The sequence below is a fragment of the Endozoicomonas sp. genome (genome assembly GCF_051008435.1).
Taxonomy (GTDB): Bacteria; Pseudomonadota; Gammaproteobacteria; order Pseudomonadales; family Endozoicomonadaceae; genus Endozoicomonas_A.
The window spans coordinates 21,695-45,547 of record NZ_JBPCXO010000218.1; the positions used below are offsets into that span (position 1 = coordinate 21,695).

The window sequence follows — 23,853 nt, forward strand, 5'->3', positions numbered from 1 at the left end:
GGGATAACCTCATTTTGCGAACTGCTTTCCAGATGTCTTTATTTAAAAAAAGTAACTACGCCCCATTGTTTTTTTCGCTGCTTCTGCTGCTTGTTCTTGTTATTAGCCTGATTATTTACACGCCTAAAACCCTGAAATCCTATGCTGAACATCAAGCTATTCTCAATGCCCAGAAAGAAGTAGAGAAAGCGCGTGTTCTGATCGATTTTTATGATCAGCAGGTGGCGACCAAAATCAGTACTTCTGATGACTTTCATCTGGGTACTCAACCTATGGCTGACAGTAAACAACTCCCTGTTCCCTTTACCTTTATTGTTGAGCTTGGCCAGGCTTACGGTGATCTTTCAGATCATTTCTCGATTTACAGTCCCTACCCATTTGAAGGCAGAGAGCGGGAGGTTTCGAACTTTGATCGTGAAGCTTGGGCTGCTTTGAGCAGGAATGAAAAGCCCTACTATCTGAAAAGAGAAGTGATGGAAGGGATGGAGTGGGTCAACGTTGCTCTTCCTCAGGCAATGACTTCCAGTGCTTGTACCGGCTGCCATAATGCACACCCTCAATCTATTAAGAAAGATTGGCGGGTTGGTGACATCAGAGCAATATTCAAAACCCGGGTTTCTCTGAGCGCTGCTCAGAAAAAAGGACATGAGATTGCCAAAACGGTTTCGGCAGGCCTTGGACTGGTCTTCTTTCTTTCCGTCATATTGTTCCTGTTCTTCTTTAATCGTAAGAAATCAGAGGACTCTCTGCGGGATCTGGCATTAGTCGATCAGATGACCAAACTGGAGAATAAGTTTGCTTTTCAGGCTGCTCTGTCGGCTTTGGTTCAGCATCAGTCCCCTTGCTATCTGCTCTATGTCGATCTTGATGGATTTAAGGGAGTGAATGATTCCTTTGGCCATGCTGCAGGTGACAAAATTCTTGAAGTTGTGTCAGAACGAATGAGGAGTGCAGCCCGTAATATGGGACTTGCCTATCGGTTAGGGGGGGATGAGTTTGCCATTCTTATAGATCGGTTCGAGGGCAGGGATTCAATCAGTCGGCTCTGTGACTGGCTACTGGTATCCATAGCTCAGCCGGTTCAGTTTCAAGGTCAAGGCCTCAGTGTTGGGCTCAGTATAGGGATTGCATTTAACGACGGTTCAGTCTCTGATCCGGATGAACTGGTCACACTGGCTGATCAGGCCATGTATCAATCGAAGGAAGCGGGTAAAAATCGCTATACCTATGCAGACTGATTATTTCCTGAGGTACTCAGGGATTTCAGGCTCTCCGGGTTTTTCTGGATAAACACTGTTTCTGCCAGCCCTGTATTCATTCAGTCGATGCACATAGGCAAGCAATTGAGCCACTGCCAGATAGAGATCAGTAGCCACTTCCTGATTTAATTGGGTGGAGTGATAGATAGCCCGGGTAAGAGCTGGAGATTGCAGCACCGTTCGGTTGTGAGCCCTGGCAATCTCACAAATTTTTAATGCCATATGATCGACACCTCTGGCAACGACAAAGGGGGCTTTTGCTTTATTGGCATCGTATTTCAGGGCAACGGCGTAATGGGTGGGATTGGTGATGATAATGTCTGAGTCCGGTATGGCCTCGAGCATTCTTCGATTAGCGACTTCTTTTTGCAGTTCCTTGACCCGGCTTTTCAACTCAGGGTTACCTTCCGTATCCTTCATCTCATCCTTAACTTCCTGACGGGTCATTTTCAGTTGTTGTTTGTGATCCCAAATCTGGAAGGGAATGTCGATCAGAGAGATGATCACCAGAGCAATAGAAAGGCTGATAATGGCTTGCCCCAGGATAAGAGCGCTATGGAGGATCGCCTGTTGAACCGGAAGCAGGCTGAGCGCCAGTATTTCACGATAGAAATAGCTGACAGAGATAATCATTACACCGCCGACCAGCACGATTTTTAAAATCGACTTCAGTAATTCGATCATCGATTTTTTCGAAAACATCCTGCCCAGCCCCTTGATCAGGCTGATCTTTTCCAGTTTGGGCATGATGGGCTCACCGCTGAAAAGCCAGCCACCCATGACCAAAGAGGCCACTATGATCGACAGAATCGTCAAGCTGAAGAAGGGAATAAGGCTGCTGAATCCATAAACTACCTGGCTAGCCAGCATACCGGGCAGATTTTCTATGTTTTTCAGTGCGTCAGGAGAAAAAGAGAAACCCGAACGGGCAACGTCTCCCAGAGTTTCTGCCATATAAGACCCGGAAAGCATGATGCCTCCCACTCCCGCCAGAAACAGAGCAACGGTCACGAGTTCCTTTGATCGGGCCACCTGACCTTTTTTGCGGGCATCCTGAAGGCGTTTCGGGGTGGGGTCTTCCGAGCGCTCCATGCCATTGGGATCTTCCGCCACTACTGCCCCCACATGGCTTTCAACAGTGCCATGATCTCTTCAGTGAGTTGCAGGTAGATGCCGGAAATGTTGGCAACGCTCATAAGCAGGGCAAGTAGCCCACAGAGCATGGACATGGGAAAGCCCAGGGAAAATATATTCAGCTGAGGTGCAGCCCGGTTCATGACCCCAAAGGTAAAGTTAACAACCATCATGGCGGTGATGGCTGGCAACGAAATCAGCAGGGCACTGCTGAACATCCAAGCTCCAAGCTTGATCAGCTGATCAAGGCTGTCAGAAAAGCTGAGATCAGCACTGACAGGCAGCAGGTAGAAACTGTTGATCAGCAGTTCAATGACGATCAGATGACCATTCAGGCTCAGGAACATAAGAAAAGCCAGCAATTGAAAAAACTGGGCAAGAATAGGGATATTAACGCCGTTGACGGGGTCAACCATCACCGCCATACCTAACCCCATCTGCATTGACATCATCTGCCCGGCGGTCGTGAATGTTGCCATGAAAATACTCAAAAGCAGGGCTCCGGTCAGGCCAATGGCCAGTTCGTGAAGCATGATGCTCAGTGCTTGTATCGAAAAGGGCTCTACGGCAGGTACTTGAGGAATGATATTCATGATCAGAAAGGCGATCGCCAAACCCATGACCAAACGGACTCTGGCGGGAACGGAAGCAGCGCCAATGACTGGCATAAACATGAACAGAGTGCTGATTCGAATAAAAGGCCACATGAACTGACCTACCCATACCGACAATTCCGCTGTCGAGAGGTTGATCATCAGAACAGTAGCTCGGGTATCGATGTATACAGGTTGACAAACAGATCCATAAATTCCCGGATCAACCAGTGTCCACCCAATCCCAGGGCTAACAATGTGGCCAGGAGTCTCGGCAGGAAGCTGAGTGTTTGTTCATTGATCTGGGTGGCAGCCTGAAAAATGCTGACAATCAACCCGACCAGCAGGCTGGGCAGGATAATGACTGAAACCATGAGAACCACCAGGTACAGCGCTTGCCTGAGCAGATCAACGACCACCTCGGGGGTCATAGTGTGCTCCTGGAAAAGGCTTGTTTACCTATTTAAAGGTAATAATGATTATTAAATCAATTTTTTATCTCATTTTATTCTTTAAAACATTTAAGTCCTGCCTCTGTTTCTCCGAGTGAAGTGTTCTGTTGAATCGAAATCAGGTGGCCACCTCCTGAGCGTCGTGACCCATTGAAAGTCGGTCAGCAGCGAAAATTTTCGCAGTAAGCAGCCAGATGCCTATAGCTATGGGAAAGCGCTGTGAATAATGAATAAATCCATCGGATGGAGAAACCAACATGGTAATGTCAGTAAACTCCAACATTGCATCCATGAACGCTCAGCGTAACCTGACTACCAGTCAGAGCATGCTGCAGACATCTATGCAACGTTTGTCTTCAGGTCTTCGTATCAACAGCGCCAAGGATGATGCTGCTGGCCTGCAAATTTCTAATAAGATGACTACTCAGATTCGCGGTCTGTCAGTCGCCATCAAAAACGCTAACGACGGTATCTCTCTGGCTCAGACTGCTGAAGGTGCCATGCAGGAAATTACCAACTCATTGCAGCGTATGCGTGAGCTGGCTCTGCAGGCTGCCAACGGTACCTATGCTACTGCTGACCGTACGTCTCTGAATGCTGAATTCACAGCGCTGCAAAGTGAAATCACTCGTATCAGCTCTACCACTGAGTTCAACGGTCAGACTCTTCTGAACGCTACTCAAAACTTCACAGCTGCTGTTAACTACACCAATGGTACTGGTGTAACTATTGCGCTGACTGCTGTGAGTATCACTGCGAGTGGCAGTATCGCTACAGTGACCGGTGCCACTACTGCTCTTGGGCAGATTGATACGGATATAGCTTCTATTGATGGCCAGAGAGCCGGCCTGGGTGCTGCCCAGAACCGTCTGACTTCTACGATCAATAACCTGTCCAATATTCGTGAGAACATGTCTGCTTCACGTAGCCGTATCCTGGATACAGACTTTGCTACTGAAACAGCCAATCTGACCAAGTACCAGATCATGCAACAGGCTGGTACAGCTGTTCTTGCTCAGGCTAACCAGGTACCTCAGAACGTTCTGTCTCTGCTCAGATAAGTTCTGGAGTTTAGATTTTTTAGTACCAGTAGTAAGGAGGCGCCTGGCGCCTCCTTTTTTATGGGCAGGGATGAGTTTCTCCCATTAAGGCACGACTTTATGGATACAGGAGCTAGAGTCACGCAGAAGCAGTTACAGGGGTATGAGGAGAGGTCGATAAAGCCAGAGCGGGACTTATTCAAAAAGTGGGAGTGGATTCATGTTTACAGTCAGTGGTTTTAATTCGGGTCTGGATGTTAATGCCATGGTGTCTAGTTTGGTTCAGGCAGAACGAGCGCCAAAAGAGTCTCAGATCACCCGCTCCCGAAACGCTTATAATGTAGAGCTGACGGCGTTGGGATCTATCCAGGGCGCCATTGATACCTTCCAGAGTGCTGTTGCCAAGTTAAACAGTACTGATTCTTTTCAGGCCAGAACCACTACCCTTTCTGATGCTGACGCCATGACGGTTATAGCAGGCAGCGCATCCGTCAAAGGTACTTATCAGCTTCAGGTTAATGCACTGGCCAGCAGTCACAGTATTGTCACAGACACTTTTCAGGACGCAGATACCTTTGGTGCCGGCAGCTTGCAGGTCAATCTGGGCAGTGAAAGCTTTAATATTACGCTGGATAGCAGTAACAATACGCTCACAGGCATCAAAGACGCTATCAATTCGGCTTCCGATAACCCGGGCGTACAAGCCACCATAATTAATGACGGCAGCGGAAAAAGGCTGTTGCTGACCAGTAATAAATCCGGAGCTGCAAACAGTGTCAGTGTGGATAGCAGTGCTTTGACTTTAGGTGGCAGTGATAAAGCGTTGACTACGGGTATTTCAGAGCTCAGCCCAGCTCGCGATGCTGAAATTGTCCTGGGTGAAGGGGCCGGGCAGATCATTATCAAGTCAGCGGATAATAGCTTCGAGAATTTGATTGACGGTGTCACTATCGACGTGAAAAAGGTGACTTCTGGTTCCGTTACTCTTCAGATAGCTGAAAACCCTTCCGTGGCAGAGGATGCCATCAAAGAATTTGTAGATGCCTACAATGCCCTGATTAACAAAGTCAACGAGCTCAGCTTATATCAGCCAGGACAAGATGCTGCTGCGTTGGTAGGAGACGCTACCGTCAGATCTCTGCAAAGTCAGCTCCGTAGAATCATCAGCGACAATCCGGGAACGGGTGATATCAAAATGCTGGCTGATCTGGGTATCAAAACCCAGTCGGATGGAACTCTGTCAATTTCATCCAGCCAGTTGTCGGATACGGTAAATAACAACTTCAGTGAACTTTCCAGCTTTTTTTCTGGAGGCTCTGGCATAGCGGGCAAACTGGAAAACCTGTTGGATGCCTATAACAAGAGCGACGGTATCTTTAAGGATCGAATGGATACCCTCAACAAGAACCTCACGAAGCTTGATGACGAAAGATCCGCTCTTAATGCTCGAATGGAAACCTTTGAACAATTCCTGCGAAATCGATTTCTGGCGATGGAAACACTGGTCGGCCAGCTGAATGCTACCAGTCAATATCTAACCAATAATCTGGCGGGCTTAAACAATAATAATAACTAAACGATATAGACTGGAGTAATCATCGTCGCAGGAATTCCATATGGCAAATTCAGCTGCAGTGAATGCCTATAGCAAGGTTCAGGGAGGCATCGCTGCTGAAGTTGCAACTCCACAGAGACTGGTTCAGTTACTTTTCAGTGCTTTGATGAAAGATCTTCATCAAGCTCGGGGCTTTATGGAGCGAAAACAGCGTCGTGAAAAAGCTCAGTGCATTGATAAAGCCCTCGATATTCTCATCACTCTTAATAGCTCGATTGACATGCAGGCCGGTGGCGAAATTTCTGCAAACCTTCGTGCGCTCTATCAGTACTGCATGCAGTGTTTGATTCAGGCCAATGCAGAGGACAATACCGATAAGCTGGAAGAGGTTATTCGGCTGATGGGAGATATTAAGTCAGCCTGGGATGCCATCTCAGATGGTTCAGAGGTTCCTGATGAAAAACCCTGACATTGTAAAAGAAAAGCTTCAGGAATCTATTCATAACCTGGGTGAAGCTACTCGGAACAAGGATTGGACAACGCTCGATGCTTTGGATAGTGAAGCTCGTCAAGCAATAGAAGATGCCCTGGAAAGCGGTTCTGCACCCTCTGAAGAGGTCAAGCGGTTGCTCGAAGATCTGCAAACGCTTTATCAGGAAATGATATCAGCCTGCCAGCTTGAACGAGATCATATACAGGAACAGTTAATGGCCAGTAAACGCCGTCAGGAAGCTATTGATAGCTATCAGCAAAGTGACAAGAGTCGAGGCTGATGGAAAGTCTACCGGTGTTGGATATTGCTAATTTTCTGCCTCTATCCGTGGGTGAGAATCTGACGGTTCAGCCTGGTGGACAGCCTTTACCCAACCTGACCGTTCAGCCTTCAAATGCTTCTGGTAGTCCTTCGGAAAGCGAGAATTCATTCGGTGTTTTGTTGAGCTTGTTATCAGATCAACAAACGAATGGTACTGAAGGGGCCGCTCAACTTAGAGAAACGGACCTGCCAGAACCATTAAAGTTTGATCTTAAAGCGTCTCATCACCTGCCACCGGAATTAGCTGATATACGTCCGAAACCTGATCCTTATCAAGGGCCCCCCAATCTTCAGGCTTTGGCTCAGAACTTCCCAGCTCAGCCAGTCGCAAGCGCATTACAAAAGCTGCTACCAAAGTCATCAGAAACGGGCTCTATTTCTGGTATAGCTGCAGAACCGGCAGGGTCGAAAGCAGAAACCGGGAAGTTATTGGAGCAACCACCACTGGTCAGACATGAAGAAACCAGGGTATTAAAAGAACATTCGGCTTTGGCCGGGAAGACATTTCCCAGCGTTGAATCTTATCCTGAAAGCAGGGAACTTAAACCTGAGTTGGCAGCACGAGACTTTAAAGTAATAGAGGCCACACCCAGACTGGAAACGAATGGTAAAACTGAGTCTCAGCAGCCGATATCGAACAGTCAGAACGCTTCAACAACCAACATCAATTCAATAGCCCAAGCTCCTGCTCAGTCAGCAGAGACGAAATCTTTTCATGTTCCCGTTGCTTCGCAGGTCGATGGACAGCCTTCCATGACAATGCGTCTTAAAGAGTTTCAGGATTTTCCCAATGCCATGGGCAGTCGACTGGCCTGGTTGGCAAACCAGGATCAGAAAACAGCCGTCATTCGTCTTGATCCACCCGAGTTGGGCAAGCTTGAATTATTGCTGAATATTGATGGTGATAAGGTATCTGTGAACTTTCAGGCTTCTGGCAATGCGGTCCGGGAACTGATTCTGCAACAAATCGATCGTCTGAGAATGGCCATGGCGGGTCATGATCTGGATCTGGTCAATGTCGACGTTTCTGCCGAAAGGGAATCCGATAGACAAAAGGATGAATCCCACACCTCTGCCGCTGCTTCAGTTTCAACCCTCATGGTCGATGAGAGTACTGATGAAAGCAGCAACTTGACATCAGGCCCCTACACGACTGTATCCACAGGGTTTCTGGATACTTTTGCCTGATCACCGACCTCTGCTGCTGAACGCTGTTTCTACCGTGAAAAACATTTTGCTAAGTCGATTTTTATGTTTGAAAGTGACGCAAAAAAGTTTTTCTTCGCTCATGGCTGTTTCCTTTTTCCAAGGACATTTAATACCGTGAAAATTCAGCTGGTACAGGCTCTGTAGTTAATTTCATGGTTCGGGGGGAGCCGATTTTTTGGCTCATGGCTGTTTAATGCTGGCAAGGCAACGTTATGGCTGACGAAGAAATAGAAGGTGGGGCTGAAAACCCTGAGAAAAGCTCTGGCAAATCACTGATTATTATCATTGTTTTGTTATTTCTGATCATTTTGGGGGGAGGTGGCTTCGCGGCCTGGTATTTCATGGGCTCTCAAACAGAGTCTGCTGAAACAACGGAAGAAGTTATAAAGCCTGAAGTGCCTAAATTTGTCACGCTGGAACCCTTTGTTATCAGCCTTCAGACGCAGGGACGGCCCCGTTACATGCAGATCAAGTTGACTCTGATGAGTCGTGATGAAGGTGCTGTTGAAATACTGAAAACCTATGTCCCGCTGATTCGAAACGCCATCGTCAACTATCTCAGCCAGATGACCTACAAAGAAGCCACGGCCAAGGAAGCTACGGATCAAATTCGCCATAACACCATAGAACGAATCAATGAGTTGCTGTTGGCAGAACTGTCTTCTGTAGTTCTGGATGACCTGTTGATTACTGATTTGGTGGTTCAATAACCGGGAAGTAATGGCGATGCCTGACTCATACCCAGCCGCCGGAAGGAATCCGTATTCTGGCTCAGGTCAGAAGCAGTCAGGAATTTCCGCTGTGCAAGGCGGAGGCGCAATGGCCTACACCCAGGCACAGCAGTTTGATGTCAAAGAGCTGGTTCATAGTCATACCAGTCTGGTAAAAAAAATAGCATTGCATTTAATGGGGATGACAGGCAGCACGGTTTCTCTGGATGATCTTATCCAGTCCGGGCTGATGGGCTTACTGGAAGCTGCCAGAAGATACGATGGCCGGGGTTTGGCCGGGTTCAGAAAGTTTGCTCAGCTGAGAATTCGCGGAGCTATGATTGATCAGTTGAGAGCGATTGATGGACGACCAAGGTCGTTCAGAGAAGACAGTAGGAATATTCGCAAGGCCATAAAAACTCTGGAAGGCCGTTTAGGTCGCTCCCCCAGAGAAAGAGAAGTGGCTGAAGAGCTAAGTATAGAACTTCAGGATTATCAGCAGATGCTGATTGAAGGCAATATTAGTCATATTGTCAGTTTTGAAGATTTGATAGCGGGCAGTGATGGGATTTCTGATCAGCAGTCTGAAAATCAGGAAGACAGAGGGCTGGACAGTAGTATTTTAGCTTCGGCTCTGGGGCAATTATCCGAGCGGGAGCAATTGCTACTGAATCTTTACTATGAGCATGAGCTTAATATGAAGGAAGTCGCTCAGGTGCTTGAAGTCACAGAAGCCAGAGTCTGTCAGCTGCACCGACAGGCTTTATTGCAGTTGAAAGCCATTCTACAGGCTGGCAAAGACAAGGAGGTTTGATCAGTGCTCATTCTGTTTGGATTGATAGTCCTTTTGGCCAGTATATTCGGTGGCTATGTGTTGGCCCATGGGAAAATGCTGGCGCTCTGGCAGCCCTATGAGATCTTGATCATTGTGGGTGGTGCTTTTGGGGCCCTGGTCATTGCAAACCCTCCTCAGGTGCTTCGAGCCATTGGCAGGCATACCAAATATGTCTTTGCTGGCACGGGTTTCAATAAAGTTTATTACGATGAGCTGATGCACCTGCTTAATGCTATTTTTGTCATGCTGCGCCGACAGGGCGGAAGAAAAAATCTTGAAGAACATATCGAAAACCCCGCCGAGAGTAAGTTATTTAATGCTTATCCTCGTATAGCAAGCACGCCTCATGTACAAAACTTCATTGTTGATAATCTTCGTCTGGTTCTGGTTGAAGCCATTGAAACCCATGAACTGGAAGGGCTGATTGAAGAAGAAATGCACAACCATGAAGTAGAAATGACACGCCCGGTGCAGGCTCTCCAGACAACGGCTGATGCTTTACCGGGGTTTGGCATTATGGCGGCAGTGCTCGGAATTGTTATTACCATGCAATCTCTGGATGGGCCGGCAGGACAGATTGGTACCCATATTGCGGCGGCTCTGGTTGGGACATTTATGGGGGTTTTTCTTGGTTATGGTGTAGTGGGACCTCTGGCTGCAGCGATCGAACACTCAATCAAGTATGAAATGAAGGCCTATGAGCTGATTAAAACCGCTATTGTCAGCCATCATGGCGGTACCCCACCAGAAATTTCTATTGATGCGGGTCGAAAGATGTTGTTTGGGGAAAATCGACCTTCGTTCACTGAGATGGAAGGTATTATCAGTGAAAAGAAGGCGCAGCCCTGATTCAAGACTTTTTGGGAATGCTCACTGTCATAAGGTAAAGCCCTGTGAGTGAAAACAAGACCATTGTGATCAAGCGTGTCCTTCATGGGCACGGAGGCCATCATGGAGGAGGATGGAAAGTCGCACTGGCTGACTTTGCCTTGGCCATGATGGCGCTCTTTCTGGTGCTTTGGTTATTGAATGTTGCCGATGATGATCAGAAGGCGGCTATTGCCGCTTATTTTGCAGACCCCGGAGCGTTTCGTCATAAGAGCAGTCTCAGCCCAATCGATTTTGGTGGTAAGCAGACCATCATGAACATACAAGGTGAAGGCCTTGCGATGAAGGGCCGTGAAGGGCCCGAAATTATTGGCGATGGTAATGCCACTACCCAGAACAAAAACCCTGACTTCAAACCCTTTATGGACGAACTCCAGAGTTTGATTATTGGTTTGAAGAAAGAGAAAGAGTTCTACGACTATATTCACCTGGAAATGTTGCCAGAGGGCTTGAGAATCGTCATTCTGGACAGCGATAAAGGCGACATGTTTCGCAGTGGCAGTTCAGCTATTACTCCTTTCTATGAAGATCTTTTACTGGCTATTGCACCGATCATTGCCAGAGCAAAACGCCCCCTGATGGTCAGCGGACATACGGATTCAGTAGCTTATGCCCGTGATGATTACTCAAACTGGGAGCTTTCTAGCGGTCGTGCACAGGTAGCCAGAAGAACACTGGTTCATGGCGGTGTACCGGATCAACAGGTTCTGTTTGTTGTGGGTATGGCAGACAGGGTGTCACGTATTGTTGGTGAACCCGAAAGCGGAGCCAATCGTCGAATTGAAATCCTGTTGTTGAATGAAGTGACCGAGCACCAGATGGTCGAAATGTTTGCTCCTGTGGACGAACGCCATGATAAAGATCATCCGGTAGGCAGCAGCGCCGTTAAAGAAGCAAAAAGCAAAGCTGAAGCCAATCAGTTGCCTGAGGTGTATCAGCCAGAATAGAGCCATCAGCCAGAACAAAGCCATCAGCCAGAACAAAGCCATCAGCCAGAACAAAGCCATCAGCCAGAACAAAGCCATCAGCCAGAACAAAGCCATCAGCCAGAACAGAGCCATCAGCCAGAATAGAGCCATCAGCCAGAACAGAGCCATCAGCCAGAATAGAGCCATCAGCCAGAACAGAGCCATCAGCCAGAACAGAGCCATCAGCCAGAACAAAGCCATCAGCCAGAACAAAGCCATCAGCCAGAACAGAGCGCCAGTCTAATAATCCGTCTTCACTTTTCCCTTCTCAACGACCCTGGCGACCACCACTTTGCCAGACTTCAGATTTCGTACACTAATTTGGTCGTATTTCTGACCTTTTTGCAGAGCAATACCGGGCATGGCGACCTGGAAGCCAGCCGATCCGGCAATAATAGTGACTTTATCGCCCTTGCTGACCAGGTCTGCGGCTTTTAACAGGCGCCGGGTGATCACTTTATCCTGAGAGATGGATCTTTTGGTTTTCTGTCCAGCTACGGACTCTATATCAGTGAAGTAGCCTTGTTTTAACCTGGCTATATCCCTATCTCTCAACAGGAGTTGTTCCGAGAAGATATGTTCATTTCTTTCCAGAGCCACACCGCTAACAACAACGGGAAGATAGACTGATATTTCTGCTTTTATCAGCGTGTTCCAGGATGATCCCTGCTTACAGCTGACCTTGGTACTGACATTTCCCAGTGGTTTTTTTGACGAGTTAACCAGAGACACTGAAGGTGTCGTACTGCATAGAGAAAGCCGGTTTAGTCCGGGTGGTGGTTTCAGTTGAATAGTGTATTGACTGGAATCCAGGCTTTTTGAGTAAGTCTTTACCTGTTGTTCCAGAAAACGATCAACAGCTTGAAGGATCTGATCTTCTGAAGTCAGGTCAGAACCATGGCTGAGGGGTGAGAAAGCCAGGACTGGACACAGTGCCATTAATCCAAGCCAGAACCAGTGCCTTTTCATAACATATCAGAGGAAAATCCTTTCCAGCTACCGGTTACATCCGGAAAACTCCCGGTCACAGAGGAAGAGATTTTCCGCTTTTCTCCCTGTATTTTTTTCTTTCAGGTTAACCCTTTGGAGTATCTGAAACCAGAGAGAATCGACAGAATAAGGCTTTAAAATCAGAATTCTAAAAGTTGGCATGCTATTCGCTATATATTCTTGATGCGGACTCCTGGAGCAGTTACTGACTGCTGACAGGAAATCATTGGCTCAAGGGACTGAACCATGATCAGCTTTGAACAGGCCCTGGGGATTCATCCTCAGGCTATGGCGTTTCGCTCGACAAGAGCCCAGATTCTGGCAGGCAATCTTGCGAACGTAGATACACCAAAATTCCTTGCCCGGGACATCCAGTTTGATGACGTTCTGAAAGGTGAATTAACGGGCAAACTCAATACCGACAATCTTCATATGCCGCTGGGCCCGGACGGCTCCGAGTCCAGCCTGCTCTACAGAATTCCTTTTCAGAAGTCTTCTGATGGTAATACGGTCGAACTGCATGTTGAACAAGGGGAATTTACCCAGAACTCGATTCAGTTTCAGGCAAGTCTGACTTTCCTTAATAAAAAACTAAAGGGCCTTGAGTTGGCCATCAACGGAAGGGTCTGATCATGTCACTGGAAAATATCTATGGAATTGTGAGCTCTTCACTGACTTCCCAAAGTATCAGGCTGAATGCTGTAGCCAGTAATATCGCCAATGCCAGCACAGCGGCTTCTTCTCCGGATGCAGTATTCAAGGCTCTGAAGCCGGTGTTCAGAACTGTGTACGACGAAGTTCTTACAGAAGGAGGAGGAACTGCGCCTGTTGCCAAGGTAGAGGTTGACTCAGTGATACGTCAGGCTTCAGAAGCTGTCAGACAGTATGAGCCTGAACATCCACTGGCTGACGATACCGGGTATGTCTACTACCCAAGCATTAGTGTTATCGAAGAAATGGCTGACATGTTGTCAGCTTCTCGCTCATTTCAAACCAGCATGGAAGTGATGACGACTGCCAAGCAGTTACAGCAGCGCATGTTATCACTGGGAGCTTGAGATCATGTCTATACAGGGAATAGGCCAGTCGCAACAGACAGCCGTTAACGGAGCCCAGAGTACAGCAAGCAACGATGCTCTGGATAAAAGTCAGTTTCTTACGCTATTGCTGGCCCAGATAGAAAATCAGGATCCCCTCAATCCTCAGGACAGTTCCGAGTTCACAACTCAGCTGGCCCAGATAACCAGTGTTGAAAATCTGGAGTCGATCAATAAACAGATTTCAGGATTAACCAACTCTTTGCAGTTATCACAATCACTCAATGCCAAGGCTCTGGTCGGCGAAAATGTGATGGTTCAGAGTAATTCGATGTCGGTTCAGGACGATGGAAAAATCACCGGTGAGGTGAAGCTACTGGCCAACAGTGAAGCACTGACACTGAATATTTACGGTGCCGGCAATCAGCTGGTCGATCAGGTTGAATTGGGAGCTTCTGCCGCTGGCAACATTGACTTCTCAACCAATGCCCTGCAAACCGGAACCTATACATTGACAGCAACTGCGCTGGTAAATGGTGAACGTTATAACGTGTCCATCAGTCTGGCTGCAAAAGTAGACAGTGTGACAATACCGGGCAATGGCGAGGAATCAACCGTATCTCTGGCGGGCATAGGCGATCTGCCATTGTCGTCAATCAGGAAAATAGGCAACTGAGGGAACAGATATGTCATTTGGAATAGGATTGAGTGGACTGAACGCAGCCAGACAGGATCTGGACGTGATCAGTAATAACATTGCCAACTCCAATACAGTAGGCTTTAAGGGTTCCAGAACTGAGTTTGCCGATCTTTACGCATCTTCAGTGGGAGGCAGTGCCAGTAAAGGCACCGGGGTTCAACTGGCGAATACCGCCCAGCAGTTTTCCCAGGGAGACCGGATTAATACTGAGAACAGTCTGGATATGATGATTACGGGCAACGGCTATTTTGTCGTTGATCAGAATGGTGAGAAATCCTTTACCCGGGCGGGCTATTTTGCACTGGATGCTGAAAAAAATGTAGTGAACAACCAGGGACTGAACCTTCAGGGTTATGCAGCTGATGCTACGGGTAATATTCTGCCTGGTACTCTGGCTGATCTTAAGATCGCTCAGAGCGAGCTTCCCGCTACTGCAACGACCAATGTTGTGGGGGCTGCCAATCTGGATTCCAGAAATACAGTGCCGTCTGTGGGTACGTTTAACCCTTCTGATCCCAACAGTTACAACTCGACCATGGCTTTCAATGTTTATGACAGTCAGGGCAACCCACATACCTTGAGTATGTACTTTGTAAAAGATGCTACACCCAATCAGTGGACAGCCAACTTCCAGTTCGATAATGCCACCATCAATGATGCAGGCGGTACACCTATCGGGAGCCAGACCATCACATTTGATTCCAGTGGGCAGTTGTTGTCCGGAGGAACATTCAACATTGGGATACCCGAAGCTACCAATGCTTCTTTGGTGGGGGTTGCTGATATGACCATGAATCTTGATCTGGGGTCTTTCAGCCAGCTGGGTTCTGATTTTACGGTGAACAAAGCGACTCAGGACGGTTTCCCTCCCGGACAACTAACAGGGCTGGAAGTCAGTAAGGAAGGGGTGCTGAAAGCACTTTATTCTAATGGTCAAAGTTCCGTTCAGGGGCAGATTGTTCTGGCAGCGTTTCCAAACGACAATGGACTCATCCCCTCCGGTGACAGTCTCTGGTCAGCCTCTTTTGCTTCGGGTAGCCCATTGCTTGGTGCTGCAGGCAAAGGTTCTATGGGTAATCTTCAGTCGGCAGCGCTGGAGCAATCCAACGTGGATCTTTCCAGGGAGCTGGTCAGGTTAATTGAAGCCCAGAGAAATTATCAGGCCAATGCCAAAACTATTGAAACTTCCAGCAGTCTCACCCAGACACTGATGCAGATTATCTAATGGATAAGGTTATCTACATAGGCATGAGTGGTGCCAGACATGCCCAGACAGCCCAGCGCATCCATGCCAACAATCTGGCAAATATTAATACCGGTGGCTTTCGGTCGGACTTTAGCTATGCCGTCACCAAACAAATGGCTGGTGAAGGAAATGACAGTCGCTATATGGTGGCGACCGCCGGTGGCGGTAGTCGTCTAAATCCCGGGACCCTGTCTCATACTGGACGTGTTCTGGATGTAGCCATCAGTGGTTCCGGATGGATTGCTATAGAGGATGAGGCAGGAGAAGAAGCTTATACCCGGGCAGGACATTTGAAGGTCAGCGTCGATGGCAATCTGCTGACTGAGCATGGACTGCCTGTGATGGGAGAGGGCGATCCTATTAATATTCCTCCCTATCAGCAATTGGATATTGGCATAGATGGCAGTATTTCCATTATTCCAGTCGGTGGTGAAGGCGCACAACCGGTTGAAGTAGGAAGAATCAAACTGGTCAATCCGGAGTCCCGACTGATCGGTAAAAGTGAAGACGGTTTGTTCCGGACCCTCAATGGTGAAGAAGCTGAAGTGGATGAGGCTGTACAGATCAAATCCGGTTATCTCGAAGCCAGTAATGTCAGTGCTGTCTCGGAACTGGTTCAGATGATGCATTTGAGCCGACAGTTCGAGGTGCAGGTAAAGGTCATGAAAACCGCCAGTGAAATGGCATCAGCCGGTGACCGAATGATGCGAGGGAAGTAGTCAGTAGACTTATCGATCAATATACCCATCACTCTTGAAAATGTGAGGGTGTTGGCTGCACTCGTTCACCCCAATCACCTACTACGTGTAGGCTCATGGGGCTTCACTCGTTTGCCGCCTACTCACATTTTCAAGGGTAACGGGTATAAAATCTAACTGGAAAAGGATTTTCCATGAACCCATCTCTATGGATCAGTAAAACCGGCCTGAGTGCTCAGGATAAGCAGATGGCCGTGATCTCAAACAATCTGGCCAACGTCAGCACCATTGGTTTCAAGCGTGACAGGGTCAGTTTTGAAGATCTTTTCTATCATGTCGAGCGCCAGCCGGGAGCACTGTCCGATCAGCAAAATGAGTTGCCCTCGGGCCTTCAGCTGGGCAGTGGTGTAAGAATTACCGGTACTCAAAAAATCTTCACTCCTGGTAGTTATCAAACAACCAATCAATCGCTGGATATGGCCATTGTTGGCAATGGCTTTTTCAGAGTCCTGATGCCGGACGGTTCTCCTGCTTACACCCGTAACGGTCAATTCCATCTCAATACTGAAGGCACCATGGTGACGGCTGCAGGATTACCTTTGGAGCCGGAAATTACTGTACCCAACGGAGCCCAAAATCTCACAATAAGCCGTGATGGCATTGTCATGGTGACCTTGCCCGGAGAGGTGGACCCAACAGAAATAGGTCAGGTTAATCTGGTGTCCTTTGTTAACCCGGCAGGTCTTGCGAGTCGTGGTGGCAATCTCTATGTCCAGACGGCTTCCAGTGGTGAAGAAGTAGAAGCTGCGCCAGGCTCAGAAGGATTGGGAGAGGTTAAACAATTTACGCTGGAATCTTCCAACGTCAGTGTCGTAGAAGAGCTAGTCAACATGATATCTGTACAGCGGGCCTATGAGATGAACTCCAAGGCTATCTCTGCAGCGGATGAAATGATGTCCTATGCCAATCAGGTACTCTGATCATGAATAGACTGGCGCAAACGGTTTCTCTTTCACTATGGGCATTGGGCACTCTGTTGCTTTTGCAGGGTTGTACGGGTCTGCCTAACAAAGAGCAAAAGTACGAGCGTATTCCTCCGGTTAAACCTGCTGCTGTTAAACCGGTTGCTGTGGTACCGGTACCTATACCTGAACTGGCTCCGGTAGCTGAGGGGATCAGCGGCAGCTTGTACCGGGCGAACTATCCGGTGCAGATATTCTCCGACCGCAGGGCTTACAGGGTAGGGGATATTCTAACCATCAACATTGCCGGCGATAACTTCGATATCAAGAAAGACTCCAATACCACTCTCGATAAAAACGGCAGCATAGCCTTCAATGACCCCACTATTTTTGGCAAAACGGGTGCCAGTATTCTGGGATCAGGACGATCCCTGGCTTTCAATGCCTCACCCACACGACAGTCATATGGCAACACCAATCTGAAAAGAGCTTCCAAGCTGACTGAAGGTCAGATTGCCGTTCAGGTTGTTCAGGTTTTGCCAAACGGTGCTTTGCGTGTTCAGGGTGAAAAGTGGTTACAGCTGAACAATGAAGCTGAATTTGTGCGAGTCAGCGGGATGCTGCGACCAGAAGATATCAGTACCAATAACGAAGTGGCTTCTACCAAGTTAGCTCAGGCTCGAATTACGTACTCTGGCGTGGGCAGTGATGCCGATGTGCATGAGCCGGGTTGGGGTACCAAGATTATCAACAGCCCATGGTTCCCATTCTAGGAGGGTGTATGAAAAGCACTCTATTGATACTCCTGTTGCTTTCATCATGGAATGTCCATGCAGAACGTTTGCTGGATCTTGTTGATGTTCAGGGCGTGCGCAGTAATCAGCTGATTGGCTACGGGCTTGTGGTTGGACTGGATGGAACGGGGGACAGTGGCAGTACCGAATTTACCAATCAATCACTGGTCAACATGTTGCGCGAGTTTGGCATCACTCTGAGCAAAGAGCCTTCTGTGGATAATGTTGCTGCAGTTTCTGTTCATGCTGAATTGCCTGCTTTTGTCCGTCCGGGTCAGAAGATTAATGTAACAGTGTCTTCTATTGGAGACGCTAAAAGTATCAGGGGAGGAGCCTTATTGATGACTTCTCTGAAGGGCATTGATGGTGAGGTCTATGCCATAGCCCAGGGGAATGTTCTGGTCGGTGGTGCTTCAGCCAGTGGGGCCAGTGGTTCGAGAGTGACTATTAACAGTACCAGCGCAGGCATTATTCCCAATGGAGCCATTGTCGAAAGAACCGTTGCTTCCGGTTTCAATCACGGGCCTATTGTTCTGAATTTGCGTGAAAGAAGCTTTTCCACAGCCCGGACCATCGCCGTCACGATCAATAAGGTCATTGGGCCCAAGGTGGCCAGTGCCGTTAATGGTTCAACCGTTGAGGTGCAAGCCCCCAAAGACAGGAATCAGCGTGTCACCTATATGGCCATGCTGGAAGATATGCAGGTTGAACCATCAGCACCACCGGCACGAGTCATCTTTAACTCACGAACCGGAACCGTTGTGATGGGACAGAATATTCGTGTACTGCCCGCAGCCGTCAGTCATGGCAGTCTGGTGGTGACCGTCCGGGAGTCAACCGAAGTGAGCCAGCCCAATCCGTTTGGCCAGGGCACTACCACGGCAATCGATAAAAGTGACGTGCAGATTGAAGAACAGAAAGGTCGGACCTTCATTATGCCCGACAGTGTTTCTTTGCAGGAGATCGTGACTGCTATTAATAGTGTGGGGGCTACGCCTACCGATCTTATGTCGATTCTGCAGGCGCTGAAAGCAGCGGGTGCACTCAGGGCAGAGTTGATCGTTATTTAAATGCCATTTGGAGGGCGTATGAATATTCCAGGGATGTCATCGGATGCCTTGTTGCAACAGGGCAAGCTGAACCAGATAAAAAGTCAGGGTGATACACCCGAAGCAATAAGAGAAGCGGCAGAAGCCTTTGAATCTGTTTTTGTGCATATGCTTCTGAAGACAATGCGAGAGGCCAATGAGGCTTTCAGTGATGAAAACCTGCTGGGTGGTCAGAATGAAAAACAATTTCAATCCATGATGGACACCCAGCTAGCTTCTGACCTGAGTGACAATGGTGGGTTGGGATTAGCGGATGTCATGATCAGGCAGTTGAGCCGTGGGTCTCAAGGTCGATAACTCTACGAGAACGAATGCCTATAACGATAGAAAACATTTTGTTTCAGCCTCAAATGCCCATAGCGAAAGAAAAACGTTTTGCGCCACCCTCATCATGAAAAACGATGGGGCAAAATGTTTTTCACGGTAAAAGTAAAGAGAGCCAGACAAAATGTTTTTCAAGAAAATAGGGCCAGAAAACAAGGAGTCGTCTTATGAGCCTGCTGGAAATTGGCAAGTCAGGCATTATCGCCTCTCAGGCCGCCCTTAATGTCACCAGTAATAACGTGGCTAACGCCAATACCGAAGGGTACAGTCGACAGCGGGTACAAATGCTGCCTGTGGCCACTACGTTGCCAGGCTATATCAGTCGGGGAGCTGGGGTCGTAGCAGGTGATATTACCCGTATTGCCAATACTTTCCTGACCAGCCAGGTATGGGACAGTACGACCATCAACAGTCAGAAAAAGATCATGAATGAGTACCTCAGCGAGCTGGACACGCTGCTGGGGAATGAAAGTACGTCATTGGCTAAGGGTATTAATAGCTTTTTCAATGCACTCAATGCGTCTTCTTCTGAACCTCTCTCTTTGTCGGCCCGTCAACAGGTGATCAGTACTTCCCAGACTCTGGTGACTCGCTTCAACAACCTTGCAGCACAGCTCGACAAGCAGAATCAGTTATTACTGAAACAAATGGATACTTCAGCCCAGCAGGTGAACAGTCTGGCCAGCAGTATCGCGGCATTGAACGACAGCATCCGGAGTGCTGCAACGGGCAATGCTCAGCCAAACAGTCTGCTGGACGAGCGGGATCAGGCAGTGACCAAACTGGCGGAACTGGTGGGTGTGACCGTTCTTGAACAGCCAGATGGTTCCGTCAATATTTACCTGCAATCCGGTCAACCATTGGTGTTAGGTGACCAGGCCAACAAACTGGAAGTACGGGCCAACCCGAACAATCCCAGAAAGTCAGAAATTTTATTGAATACCTCCAATTCGACCCTGTCGCTGGGCGACAACATGGGTGGTTTGATGGGCGGGTTGCAGAGTTATCAGAATGACGTACTGGGGAATATCATGAATCAGCTGGGGCGTGTTGCTCTGGCGATGAGTGATCAGATGAATACAACTCTGGCCCAGGGAACGGATCTCGACGGCAATTCAGGAACACCCGGCAACTATCTGTTCAACGACATTAACTGGTTGTCTCAGAAAGATCGTATCGTGAAGACCACTGGGTCTGGTGATGCTCTTATGGGCATGTCAGTGGCTGACAGCAGTCTGCTTGAAGATCAGCAATACCGGCTGGATGTGGGGGCTGGTGGCACCTTTACAGTGTATGACGCATCCAATGCTGTGGTGACTACTGTGCCTGCTGCCGGATCAACCCTGGCATCGGGTGGAACCCTTTCATTTAACGGGCTGGAAATTACTCTCCATGACGGCGCTTTGCAGAGTGGTGACAGTTATCGCTTATCTTTGCCCCTGTCAGGCTCTCCTGCAGCAACACGCGCTGTTGAACTGAATAGAGCTGGAGGTAGCTCTGGACTGGTGCTGGTTGAAATCAGTGACACCAGCCAGATCACTACCAGCGATTATGATTTGAGCATTACCTCAGGGACACCCGATCAGTACACCCTGATTCGCAAAAATGATGGCCAGAGCTGGGTCGGAAATGCTACAGACCTGAACACCGGAATCACGATTGATGGTCTGAAGATTATGGTGAATAACGGCACTCTGGCTGCTGGCGACCGCTTTATTTTACAACCCACACAGGAAGGATCAGCTCACCTGCAAGTGGTGATGGAGAGTGCCAGAAGCCTGGCATTTTCTGACAGTGGCAGTCCGGGAGATAACGGTAATCTGCAAAAGATACTTGAGCTTCAGAACAAGGATATTCTTCAGGGTGACCTGAGCCTGTCTGAAAGTTATACACAGATTGTCGGGTATGTCGGCGTTCTGACTGCTCAAGCCAAAACTGAAGCTTCTGCCAGTCTGGCTCTGCTTCAGCAGGCTGAAGCGGCTAAAGGGGCTGTCAGTGGCGTTAACCTGGACGAAGAAGCTGTGGATCTTATGAGGTTTCAACAGGCATACAGCGCCAATGCCAAAGTGATTTCTATAGCTCAGAGTACCTTTGATGCTCTGCTGAGAATGTTCTGAAGAAAACAGCTGCGAGCCAGTAAAGGATGAAAGGATATGAGAATCAGTAGCCTGCAATTCAGCAATATGATGCTGCAAAACATGCAGAGAAACACATCTCAATTGGCCGTAACGTCGAATCAGCTGGGTACAGGCAAAAAGTTGTCGGTACCCTCAGATGATCCTATCAGTGCGGTTAAGCTTCTGCATATTGATCAGGAGCTGGCAGCAATCAATCAGTACAAGGGCAATATAAACTCCCTGAAGCGCGGGCTGTCAGAAGAAGAAACTGCACTCAACAGTATGAATAACATTTTGCAGAGAGTTCGCGAGATCGTTGTGAGTGCGGGTAATTCAACCTACGGTGATGGCGAACGTACTGCGCTCGCGTTGGAGTTGGATGAACAGGTCAAGGCACTGAAAGGGCTGGCCAATTATCAGCAGGCCGACGGCCAGTATATTTTCTCAGGAACCGATGCTTTAACGAAGCCGATACAAAGCTCTGGGCCCGGTTATGTCTATGGAGGGAATGATCAGCAGAGACTGATCAATATCAACAGCTCGACCACGGTCAGCGCCAATGATACTGCCCGCGATCTGTTCTTCAATGTCAGTCTCGCCAGTACGACTAACAGCGGCAGCGTCAATATGGATCGCTACACTCTTTCCAATCTGGAGAACTTTGGTCACTATGCCAGTGTGACTCTGGATTATAACGGCACCGATCTGGATGTGTCTTATACCGATCATTCAGGCAATGTCACCCTAGATACAACTTCTCCCTGGACTCCGGGATCAACCATTACTCTGAATGGGGCAACTGTGGAGTTGGATGCAGTGCCGGCAGGGGCCTTCAATATCTCACTGACTCCAGAAGATACCTTTACTGAGCTTGAACAGCTTTCTGCCACACTTAAAGCCCCCGGAGGACCTTCAGAGCTTGCCAGCTGGCTGCATGCCATCGACAACACCATGGATAAAGTGGGTAAGGTTCAAACCAGTATTGGTGGTCGAATGAATGCTTTGGATAACAGTAGTGACAGTCTGGAAGATCTTAAGCTCATGAACGATATCCTGAAGTCGGAGCTTGAAGACCTGGACTATGTCGAGGCTATCAGCCGCCTCAATCGTCAACAGGTGGTTCTTCAGGCCGGTCAGCAATCCTATTCCATGATCCAGGGGCTGACATTATTCAATTACATCCGTTGAGCTTTTCAGAAACGCATCAATAAACAGCCATGGTGGCTCAATGGTTATTCTGATCAGGGTCAAGAAATCGTCTTCAGAGTCGATTTTTATGTCATGAAGATTCCATTTGGAACCATCCATGTCGAACATCAACGGAGTAGGCAGTGGCTCCCGCTCTGGTAAGGTAAAGGGCGCAAAGAAAGCCAAAAGCACTCAAGCTGCGACCAAAAGCAGGAATACGCAGTCAACCGATCTGGATCAACTGGAGTTGAGTACGGATGCCGTTTTGCTGAATGATCTTCAGCAGGCACTGATGGACTCTCCGGAAGTGGATGTCATCAAGGTAGAAGAGATTCGCCAGGCCATTAAGGAGGGTAAATTGCCTCTAAACAGGGAAAAGCTGGCGGAAAAAATGCTGGAGCTACACAACCATGATCTGGACAGTCCGGATCCTTCCGAACCAGAGCAGTAGCGACAGTACCTGATTTTTTATCATAAACAGCCTTGAGCGAAAAACAGCCTTGAGCGAAAAACAGCAATGAGCGAAAAACAGCCATGAGCGAAAACAACTACTTTTCACACTAAACAGTGAGTTAAAAGACCTATGAGTGCTGCCCTTGTTCTCAACACCATCAGTGAAGCCTGCCATTTCTTTATAGAGCTGGAGCATCTGCTCAGCCAGATACACTATCAACTGTTGTCTCGAGATGTTTCCAAACTGGAGCTCAGTATCAAGGAGCAGTCCAGGTTGTTGAACAAGATCCGGCAGAATACCGAGTTAAGAATAAAGCTGGTCGATGAGCTGGGTTTCTCCAACGATACGGCAGGTATGAAGCAGTTATTATCAACGTTGCCTGAAGAGGAAATAGAAACCGGTTTGGACAGTTGGTCCAGACTGGAATCAGGTATTCGTCACTGTCAGGAATTGAACAAATTGAACGGGCGTGTACAGACTCGTTTGGGGACGGTTACACAGCGCTTGATTGGTATGATCGACGATCATTGCTATCGATTATCAACCTACTCCTCCGAAGGCATTCCTGTGGCGGTCAAAAGTTCTCAGGTGGGATTAAATGCCTGAACGCTTCAAGCCTTCAGGCATTCTTCTCTGCATTGATTGAACTTATACCAATCGCACATTCTAACTACGCTATTGTGCTGGCAATCTGAACAACAGCCCTGCGTTGGAACTCCTCGCAATAGCTAGCTATTACTCGTCGTTCCGCCTTGCTCTGATGTCCAGCTTGCCATG

Annotated in this window: 27 protein-coding genes; 23 read left to right on the forward strand and 4 right to left on the reverse strand. The window is 48.2% G+C overall.

Going from position 1 to position 23,853, the window contains the following annotated elements; genetic code table 11:
* Positions 1-32 precede the first annotated feature (32 nt).
* Positions 33-1,238 (forward strand): diguanylate cyclase domain-containing protein, encoded by a 1,206-nt coding sequence (locus ACR2PX_RS11240; protein ID WP_433999453.1) that lies wholly within the window; start codon positions 33-35, stop codon positions 1,236-1,238.
* Here ACR2PX_RS11240 and flhB read toward each other — a convergent pair whose 3' ends face one another.
* The 3 genes from flhB to fliQ are packed head-to-tail and all read right to left on the reverse strand — an operon-like array spanning position 1,239 to position 3,417.
* Entirely contained in the window at positions 1,239-2,372 is a 1,134-nt protein-coding gene (flhB, locus tag ACR2PX_RS11245) for a flagellar biosynthesis protein FlhB (RefSeq protein WP_433999454.1), read from the reverse strand.
* A complete protein-coding gene (fliR, locus tag ACR2PX_RS11250) occupies positions 2,372-3,148 on the reverse strand; it encodes a flagellar biosynthetic protein FliR (RefSeq protein ID WP_433999455.1) in 777 nt (258 codons plus the stop codon). Before fliR ends, flhB begins: the two co-directional genes overlap by 1 nt.
* On the reverse strand, positions 3,148-3,417 hold the full coding sequence (gene fliQ, locus ACR2PX_RS11255) for a flagellar biosynthesis protein FliQ (protein ID WP_433999456.1): 270 nt from the start codon (positions 3,415-3,417) through the stop codon (positions 3,148-3,150). The genes fliR and fliQ overlap by 1 nt, the downstream gene beginning before the upstream one ends.
* Before the next feature lie 278 nt (positions 3,418-3,695).
* Between fliQ and ACR2PX_RS11260 the strand changes: the two genes are divergently transcribed.
* The 9 genes from ACR2PX_RS11260 to ACR2PX_RS11300 all read left to right on the forward strand — a co-directional run bounded on the left by ACR2PX_RS11260 (position 3,696) and on the right by ACR2PX_RS11300 (position 11,436).
* Positions 3,696-4,499 carry a flagellin gene (locus ACR2PX_RS11260; protein WP_433999457.1) on the forward strand — a complete coding sequence of 268 codons (804 nt, stop codon included), beginning with the start codon at positions 3,696-3,698 and terminating at the stop codon, positions 4,497-4,499.
* A gap of 199 nt (positions 4,500-4,698) precedes the next feature.
* Entirely contained in the window at positions 4,699-6,054 is a 1,356-nt protein-coding gene (gene fliD / locus ACR2PX_RS11265; protein WP_433999458.1) for a flagellar filament capping protein FliD, read from the forward strand.
* Between the two features lie 40 nt (positions 6,055-6,094).
* On the forward strand, positions 6,095-6,502 hold the full coding sequence (fliS, locus tag ACR2PX_RS11270) for a flagellar export chaperone FliS (protein ID WP_433999459.1): 408 nt from the start codon (positions 6,095-6,097) through the stop codon (positions 6,500-6,502).
* Positions 6,489-6,806: a hypothetical protein gene (locus ACR2PX_RS11275; RefSeq protein ID WP_433999460.1), complete on the forward strand. Its 318-nt coding sequence runs from the start codon at positions 6,489-6,491 to the stop codon at positions 6,804-6,806. The genes fliS and ACR2PX_RS11275 overlap by 14 nt, the downstream gene beginning before the upstream one ends.
* Positions 6,806-8,035, forward strand: coding sequence for a flagellar hook-length control protein FliK (locus tag ACR2PX_RS11280; protein ID WP_433999461.1), 1,230 nt, complete (start codon positions 6,806-6,808; stop codon positions 8,033-8,035). Before ACR2PX_RS11275 ends, ACR2PX_RS11280 begins: the two co-directional genes overlap by 1 nt.
* Positions 8,036-8,268: 233 nt before the next feature.
* On the forward strand, positions 8,269-8,766 hold the full coding sequence (locus tag ACR2PX_RS11285) for a flagellar basal body-associated FliL family protein (RefSeq protein ID WP_433999462.1): 498 nt from the start codon (positions 8,269-8,271) through the stop codon (positions 8,764-8,766).
* 16 nt (positions 8,767-8,782) lie between these two features.
* A complete protein-coding gene (locus ACR2PX_RS11290; RefSeq protein ID WP_433999463.1) occupies positions 8,783-9,580 on the forward strand; it encodes an RNA polymerase sigma factor FliA in 798 nt (265 codons plus the stop codon).
* Positions 9,581-9,583: 3 nt separating this feature from the next.
* Positions 9,584-10,450, forward strand: a complete 867-nt coding sequence (gene motA, locus ACR2PX_RS11295) for a flagellar motor stator protein MotA (RefSeq protein WP_433999464.1) — start codon at positions 9,584-9,586, stop codon at positions 10,448-10,450.
* Between the two features lie 44 nt (positions 10,451-10,494).
* Entirely contained in the window at positions 10,495-11,436 is a 942-nt protein-coding gene (locus tag ACR2PX_RS11300; protein WP_433999465.1) for a flagellar motor protein MotB, read from the forward strand.
* A 261-nt stretch (positions 11,437-11,697) separates the two neighbouring features.
* Here ACR2PX_RS11300 and flgA read toward each other — a convergent pair whose 3' ends face one another.
* The gene (flgA, locus tag ACR2PX_RS11305; protein WP_433999466.1) at positions 11,698-12,396 is read right to left on the reverse strand and encodes a flagellar basal body P-ring formation chaperone FlgA; all 699 of its coding nucleotides are present in this window, start codon (positions 12,394-12,396) and stop codon (positions 11,698-11,700) included.
* Positions 12,397-12,693: 297 nt separating this feature from the next.
* On the opposite strand from flgA, the gene flgB reads away from it, so the two are divergent.
* The 13 genes from flgB (at position 12,694) to flgN (ending at position 23,682) form a co-directional block, all read left to right on the forward strand.
* Positions 12,694-13,077 carry a flagellar basal body rod protein FlgB gene (gene flgB, locus ACR2PX_RS11310; protein ID WP_433999467.1) on the forward strand — a complete coding sequence of 128 codons (384 nt, stop codon included), beginning with the start codon at positions 12,694-12,696 and terminating at the stop codon, positions 13,075-13,077.
* A 2-nt stretch (positions 13,078-13,079) separates the two neighbouring features.
* Complete coding sequence (flgC, locus tag ACR2PX_RS11315; protein ID WP_433999468.1) at positions 13,080-13,505, forward strand: flagellar basal body rod protein FlgC; 426 nt, start codon at positions 13,080-13,082, stop codon at positions 13,503-13,505.
* A 4-nt stretch (positions 13,506-13,509) separates the two neighbouring features.
* Positions 13,510-14,160, forward strand: a complete 651-nt coding sequence (locus tag ACR2PX_RS11320) for a flagellar hook assembly protein FlgD (protein ID WP_433999469.1) — start codon at positions 13,510-13,512, stop codon at positions 14,158-14,160.
* Between the two features lie 10 nt (positions 14,161-14,170).
* Complete coding sequence (gene flgE / locus ACR2PX_RS11325) at positions 14,171-15,409, forward strand: flagellar hook protein FlgE (RefSeq protein WP_433999470.1); 1,239 nt, start codon at positions 14,171-14,173, stop codon at positions 15,407-15,409.
* Positions 15,409-16,149: a flagellar basal body rod protein FlgF gene (locus tag ACR2PX_RS11330; RefSeq protein ID WP_433999471.1), complete on the forward strand. Its 741-nt coding sequence runs from the start codon at positions 15,409-15,411 to the stop codon at positions 16,147-16,149. Before flgE ends, ACR2PX_RS11330 begins: the two co-directional genes overlap by 1 nt.
* A 173-nt stretch (positions 16,150-16,322) precedes the next feature.
* Positions 16,323-17,108 carry a flagellar basal-body rod protein FlgG gene (flgG, locus tag ACR2PX_RS11335; protein WP_433999472.1) on the forward strand — a complete coding sequence of 262 codons (786 nt, stop codon included), beginning with the start codon at positions 16,323-16,325 and terminating at the stop codon, positions 17,106-17,108.
* 2 nt (positions 17,109-17,110) lie between these two features.
* The gene (locus tag ACR2PX_RS11340) at positions 17,111-17,863 is read left to right on the forward strand and encodes a flagellar basal body L-ring protein FlgH (protein ID WP_433999473.1); all 753 of its coding nucleotides are present in this window, start codon (positions 17,111-17,113) and stop codon (positions 17,861-17,863) included.
* Positions 17,864-17,871: 8 nt separating this feature from the next.
* On the forward strand, positions 17,872-18,954 hold the full coding sequence (locus ACR2PX_RS11345) for a flagellar basal body P-ring protein FlgI (protein ID WP_433999474.1): 1,083 nt from the start codon (positions 17,872-17,874) through the stop codon (positions 18,952-18,954).
* Between the two features lie 18 nt (positions 18,955-18,972).
* Positions 18,973-19,290, forward strand: a complete 318-nt coding sequence (locus tag ACR2PX_RS11350; RefSeq protein WP_433999475.1) for a rod-binding protein — start codon at positions 18,973-18,975, stop codon at positions 19,288-19,290.
* A 194-nt stretch (positions 19,291-19,484) separates the two neighbouring features.
* Entirely contained in the window at positions 19,485-21,434 is a 1,950-nt protein-coding gene (flgK, locus tag ACR2PX_RS11355; RefSeq protein WP_433999476.1) for a flagellar hook-associated protein FlgK, read from the forward strand.
* Between the two features lie 36 nt (positions 21,435-21,470).
* Entirely contained in the window at positions 21,471-22,622 is a 1,152-nt protein-coding gene (gene flgL / locus ACR2PX_RS11360) for a flagellar hook-associated protein FlgL (protein ID WP_433999477.1), read from the forward strand.
* A 118-nt stretch (positions 22,623-22,740) separates the two neighbouring features.
* A complete protein-coding gene (gene flgM / locus ACR2PX_RS11365; RefSeq protein ID WP_433999478.1) occupies positions 22,741-23,073 on the forward strand; it encodes a flagellar biosynthesis anti-sigma factor FlgM in 333 nt (110 codons plus the stop codon).
* A gap of 132 nt (positions 23,074-23,205) precedes the next feature.
* Entirely contained in the window at positions 23,206-23,682 is a 477-nt protein-coding gene (gene flgN / locus ACR2PX_RS11370; RefSeq protein WP_433999479.1) for a flagellar export chaperone FlgN, read from the forward strand.
* Positions 23,683-23,853: the final 171 nt, after the last annotated feature.

Bases quoted from the DNA above. Each gene is read 5' to 3' on its own strand.
- flgB (WP_433999467.1), top strand. From the start codon at position 12,694: ATGATCAGCTTTGAACAGGCCCTGGGGATTCATCCTCAGGCTATGGCG.
- ACR2PX_RS11285 (WP_433999462.1), top strand. From the start codon at position 8,269: ATGGCTGACGAAGAAATAGAAGGTGGGGCTGAAAACCCTGAGAAAAGC.
- flgK (WP_433999476.1), top strand. From the start codon at position 19,485: ATGAGCCTGCTGGAAATTGGCAAGTCAGGCATTATCGCCTCTCAGGCC.
- ACR2PX_RS11240 (WP_433999453.1), top strand. From the start codon at position 33: ATGTCTTTATTTAAAAAAAGTAACTACGCCCCATTGTTTTTTTCGCTG.
- fliQ (WP_433999456.1), bottom strand. From the start codon at position 3,417: ATGACCCCCGAGGTGGTCGTTGATCTGCTCAGGCAAGCGCTGTACCTG.
- flgG (WP_433999472.1), top strand. From the start codon at position 16,323: ATGAACCCATCTCTATGGATCAGTAAAACCGGCCTGAGTGCTCAGGAT.
- ACR2PX_RS11320 (WP_433999469.1), top strand. From the start codon at position 13,510: ATGTCTATACAGGGAATAGGCCAGTCGCAACAGACAGCCGTTAACGGA.
- flgL (WP_433999477.1), top strand. From the start codon at position 21,471: ATGAGAATCAGTAGCCTGCAATTCAGCAATATGATGCTGCAAAACATG.
- flgN (WP_433999479.1), top strand. From the start codon at position 23,206: ATGAGTGCTGCCCTTGTTCTCAACACCATCAGTGAAGCCTGCCATTTC.
- ACR2PX_RS11290 (WP_433999463.1), top strand. From the start codon at position 8,783: ATGCCTGACTCATACCCAGCCGCCGGAAGGAATCCGTATTCTGGCTCA.
- fliR (WP_433999455.1), bottom strand. From the start codon at position 3,148: ATGATCAACCTCTCGACAGCGGAATTGTCGGTATGGGTAGGTCAGTTC.
- flgE (WP_433999470.1), top strand. From the start codon at position 14,171: ATGTCATTTGGAATAGGATTGAGTGGACTGAACGCAGCCAGACAGGAT.
- ACR2PX_RS11345 (WP_433999474.1), top strand. From the start codon at position 17,872: ATGAAAAGCACTCTATTGATACTCCTGTTGCTTTCATCATGGAATGTC.
- ACR2PX_RS11340 (WP_433999473.1), top strand. From the start codon at position 17,111: ATGAATAGACTGGCGCAAACGGTTTCTCTTTCACTATGGGCATTGGGC.
- ACR2PX_RS11280 (WP_433999461.1), top strand. From the start codon at position 6,806: ATGGAAAGTCTACCGGTGTTGGATATTGCTAATTTTCTGCCTCTATCC.
- fliD (WP_433999458.1), top strand. From the start codon at position 4,699: ATGTTTACAGTCAGTGGTTTTAATTCGGGTCTGGATGTTAATGCCATG.
- flgM (WP_433999478.1), top strand. From the start codon at position 22,741: ATGTCGAACATCAACGGAGTAGGCAGTGGCTCCCGCTCTGGTAAGGTA.
- ACR2PX_RS11350 (WP_433999475.1), top strand. From the start codon at position 18,973: ATGAATATTCCAGGGATGTCATCGGATGCCTTGTTGCAACAGGGCAAG.
- ACR2PX_RS11330 (WP_433999471.1), top strand. From the start codon at position 15,409: ATGGATAAGGTTATCTACATAGGCATGAGTGGTGCCAGACATGCCCAG.
- flgA (WP_433999466.1), bottom strand. From the start codon at position 12,396: ATGGCACTGTGTCCAGTCCTGGCTTTCTCACCCCTCAGCCATGGTTCT.
- flgC (WP_433999468.1), top strand. From the start codon at position 13,080: ATGTCACTGGAAAATATCTATGGAATTGTGAGCTCTTCACTGACTTCC.
- ACR2PX_RS11275 (WP_433999460.1), top strand. From the start codon at position 6,489: ATGAAAAACCCTGACATTGTAAAAGAAAAGCTTCAGGAATCTATTCAT.
- ACR2PX_RS11260 (WP_433999457.1), top strand. From the start codon at position 3,696: ATGGTAATGTCAGTAAACTCCAACATTGCATCCATGAACGCTCAGCGT.
- fliS (WP_433999459.1), top strand. From the start codon at position 6,095: ATGGCAAATTCAGCTGCAGTGAATGCCTATAGCAAGGTTCAGGGAGGC.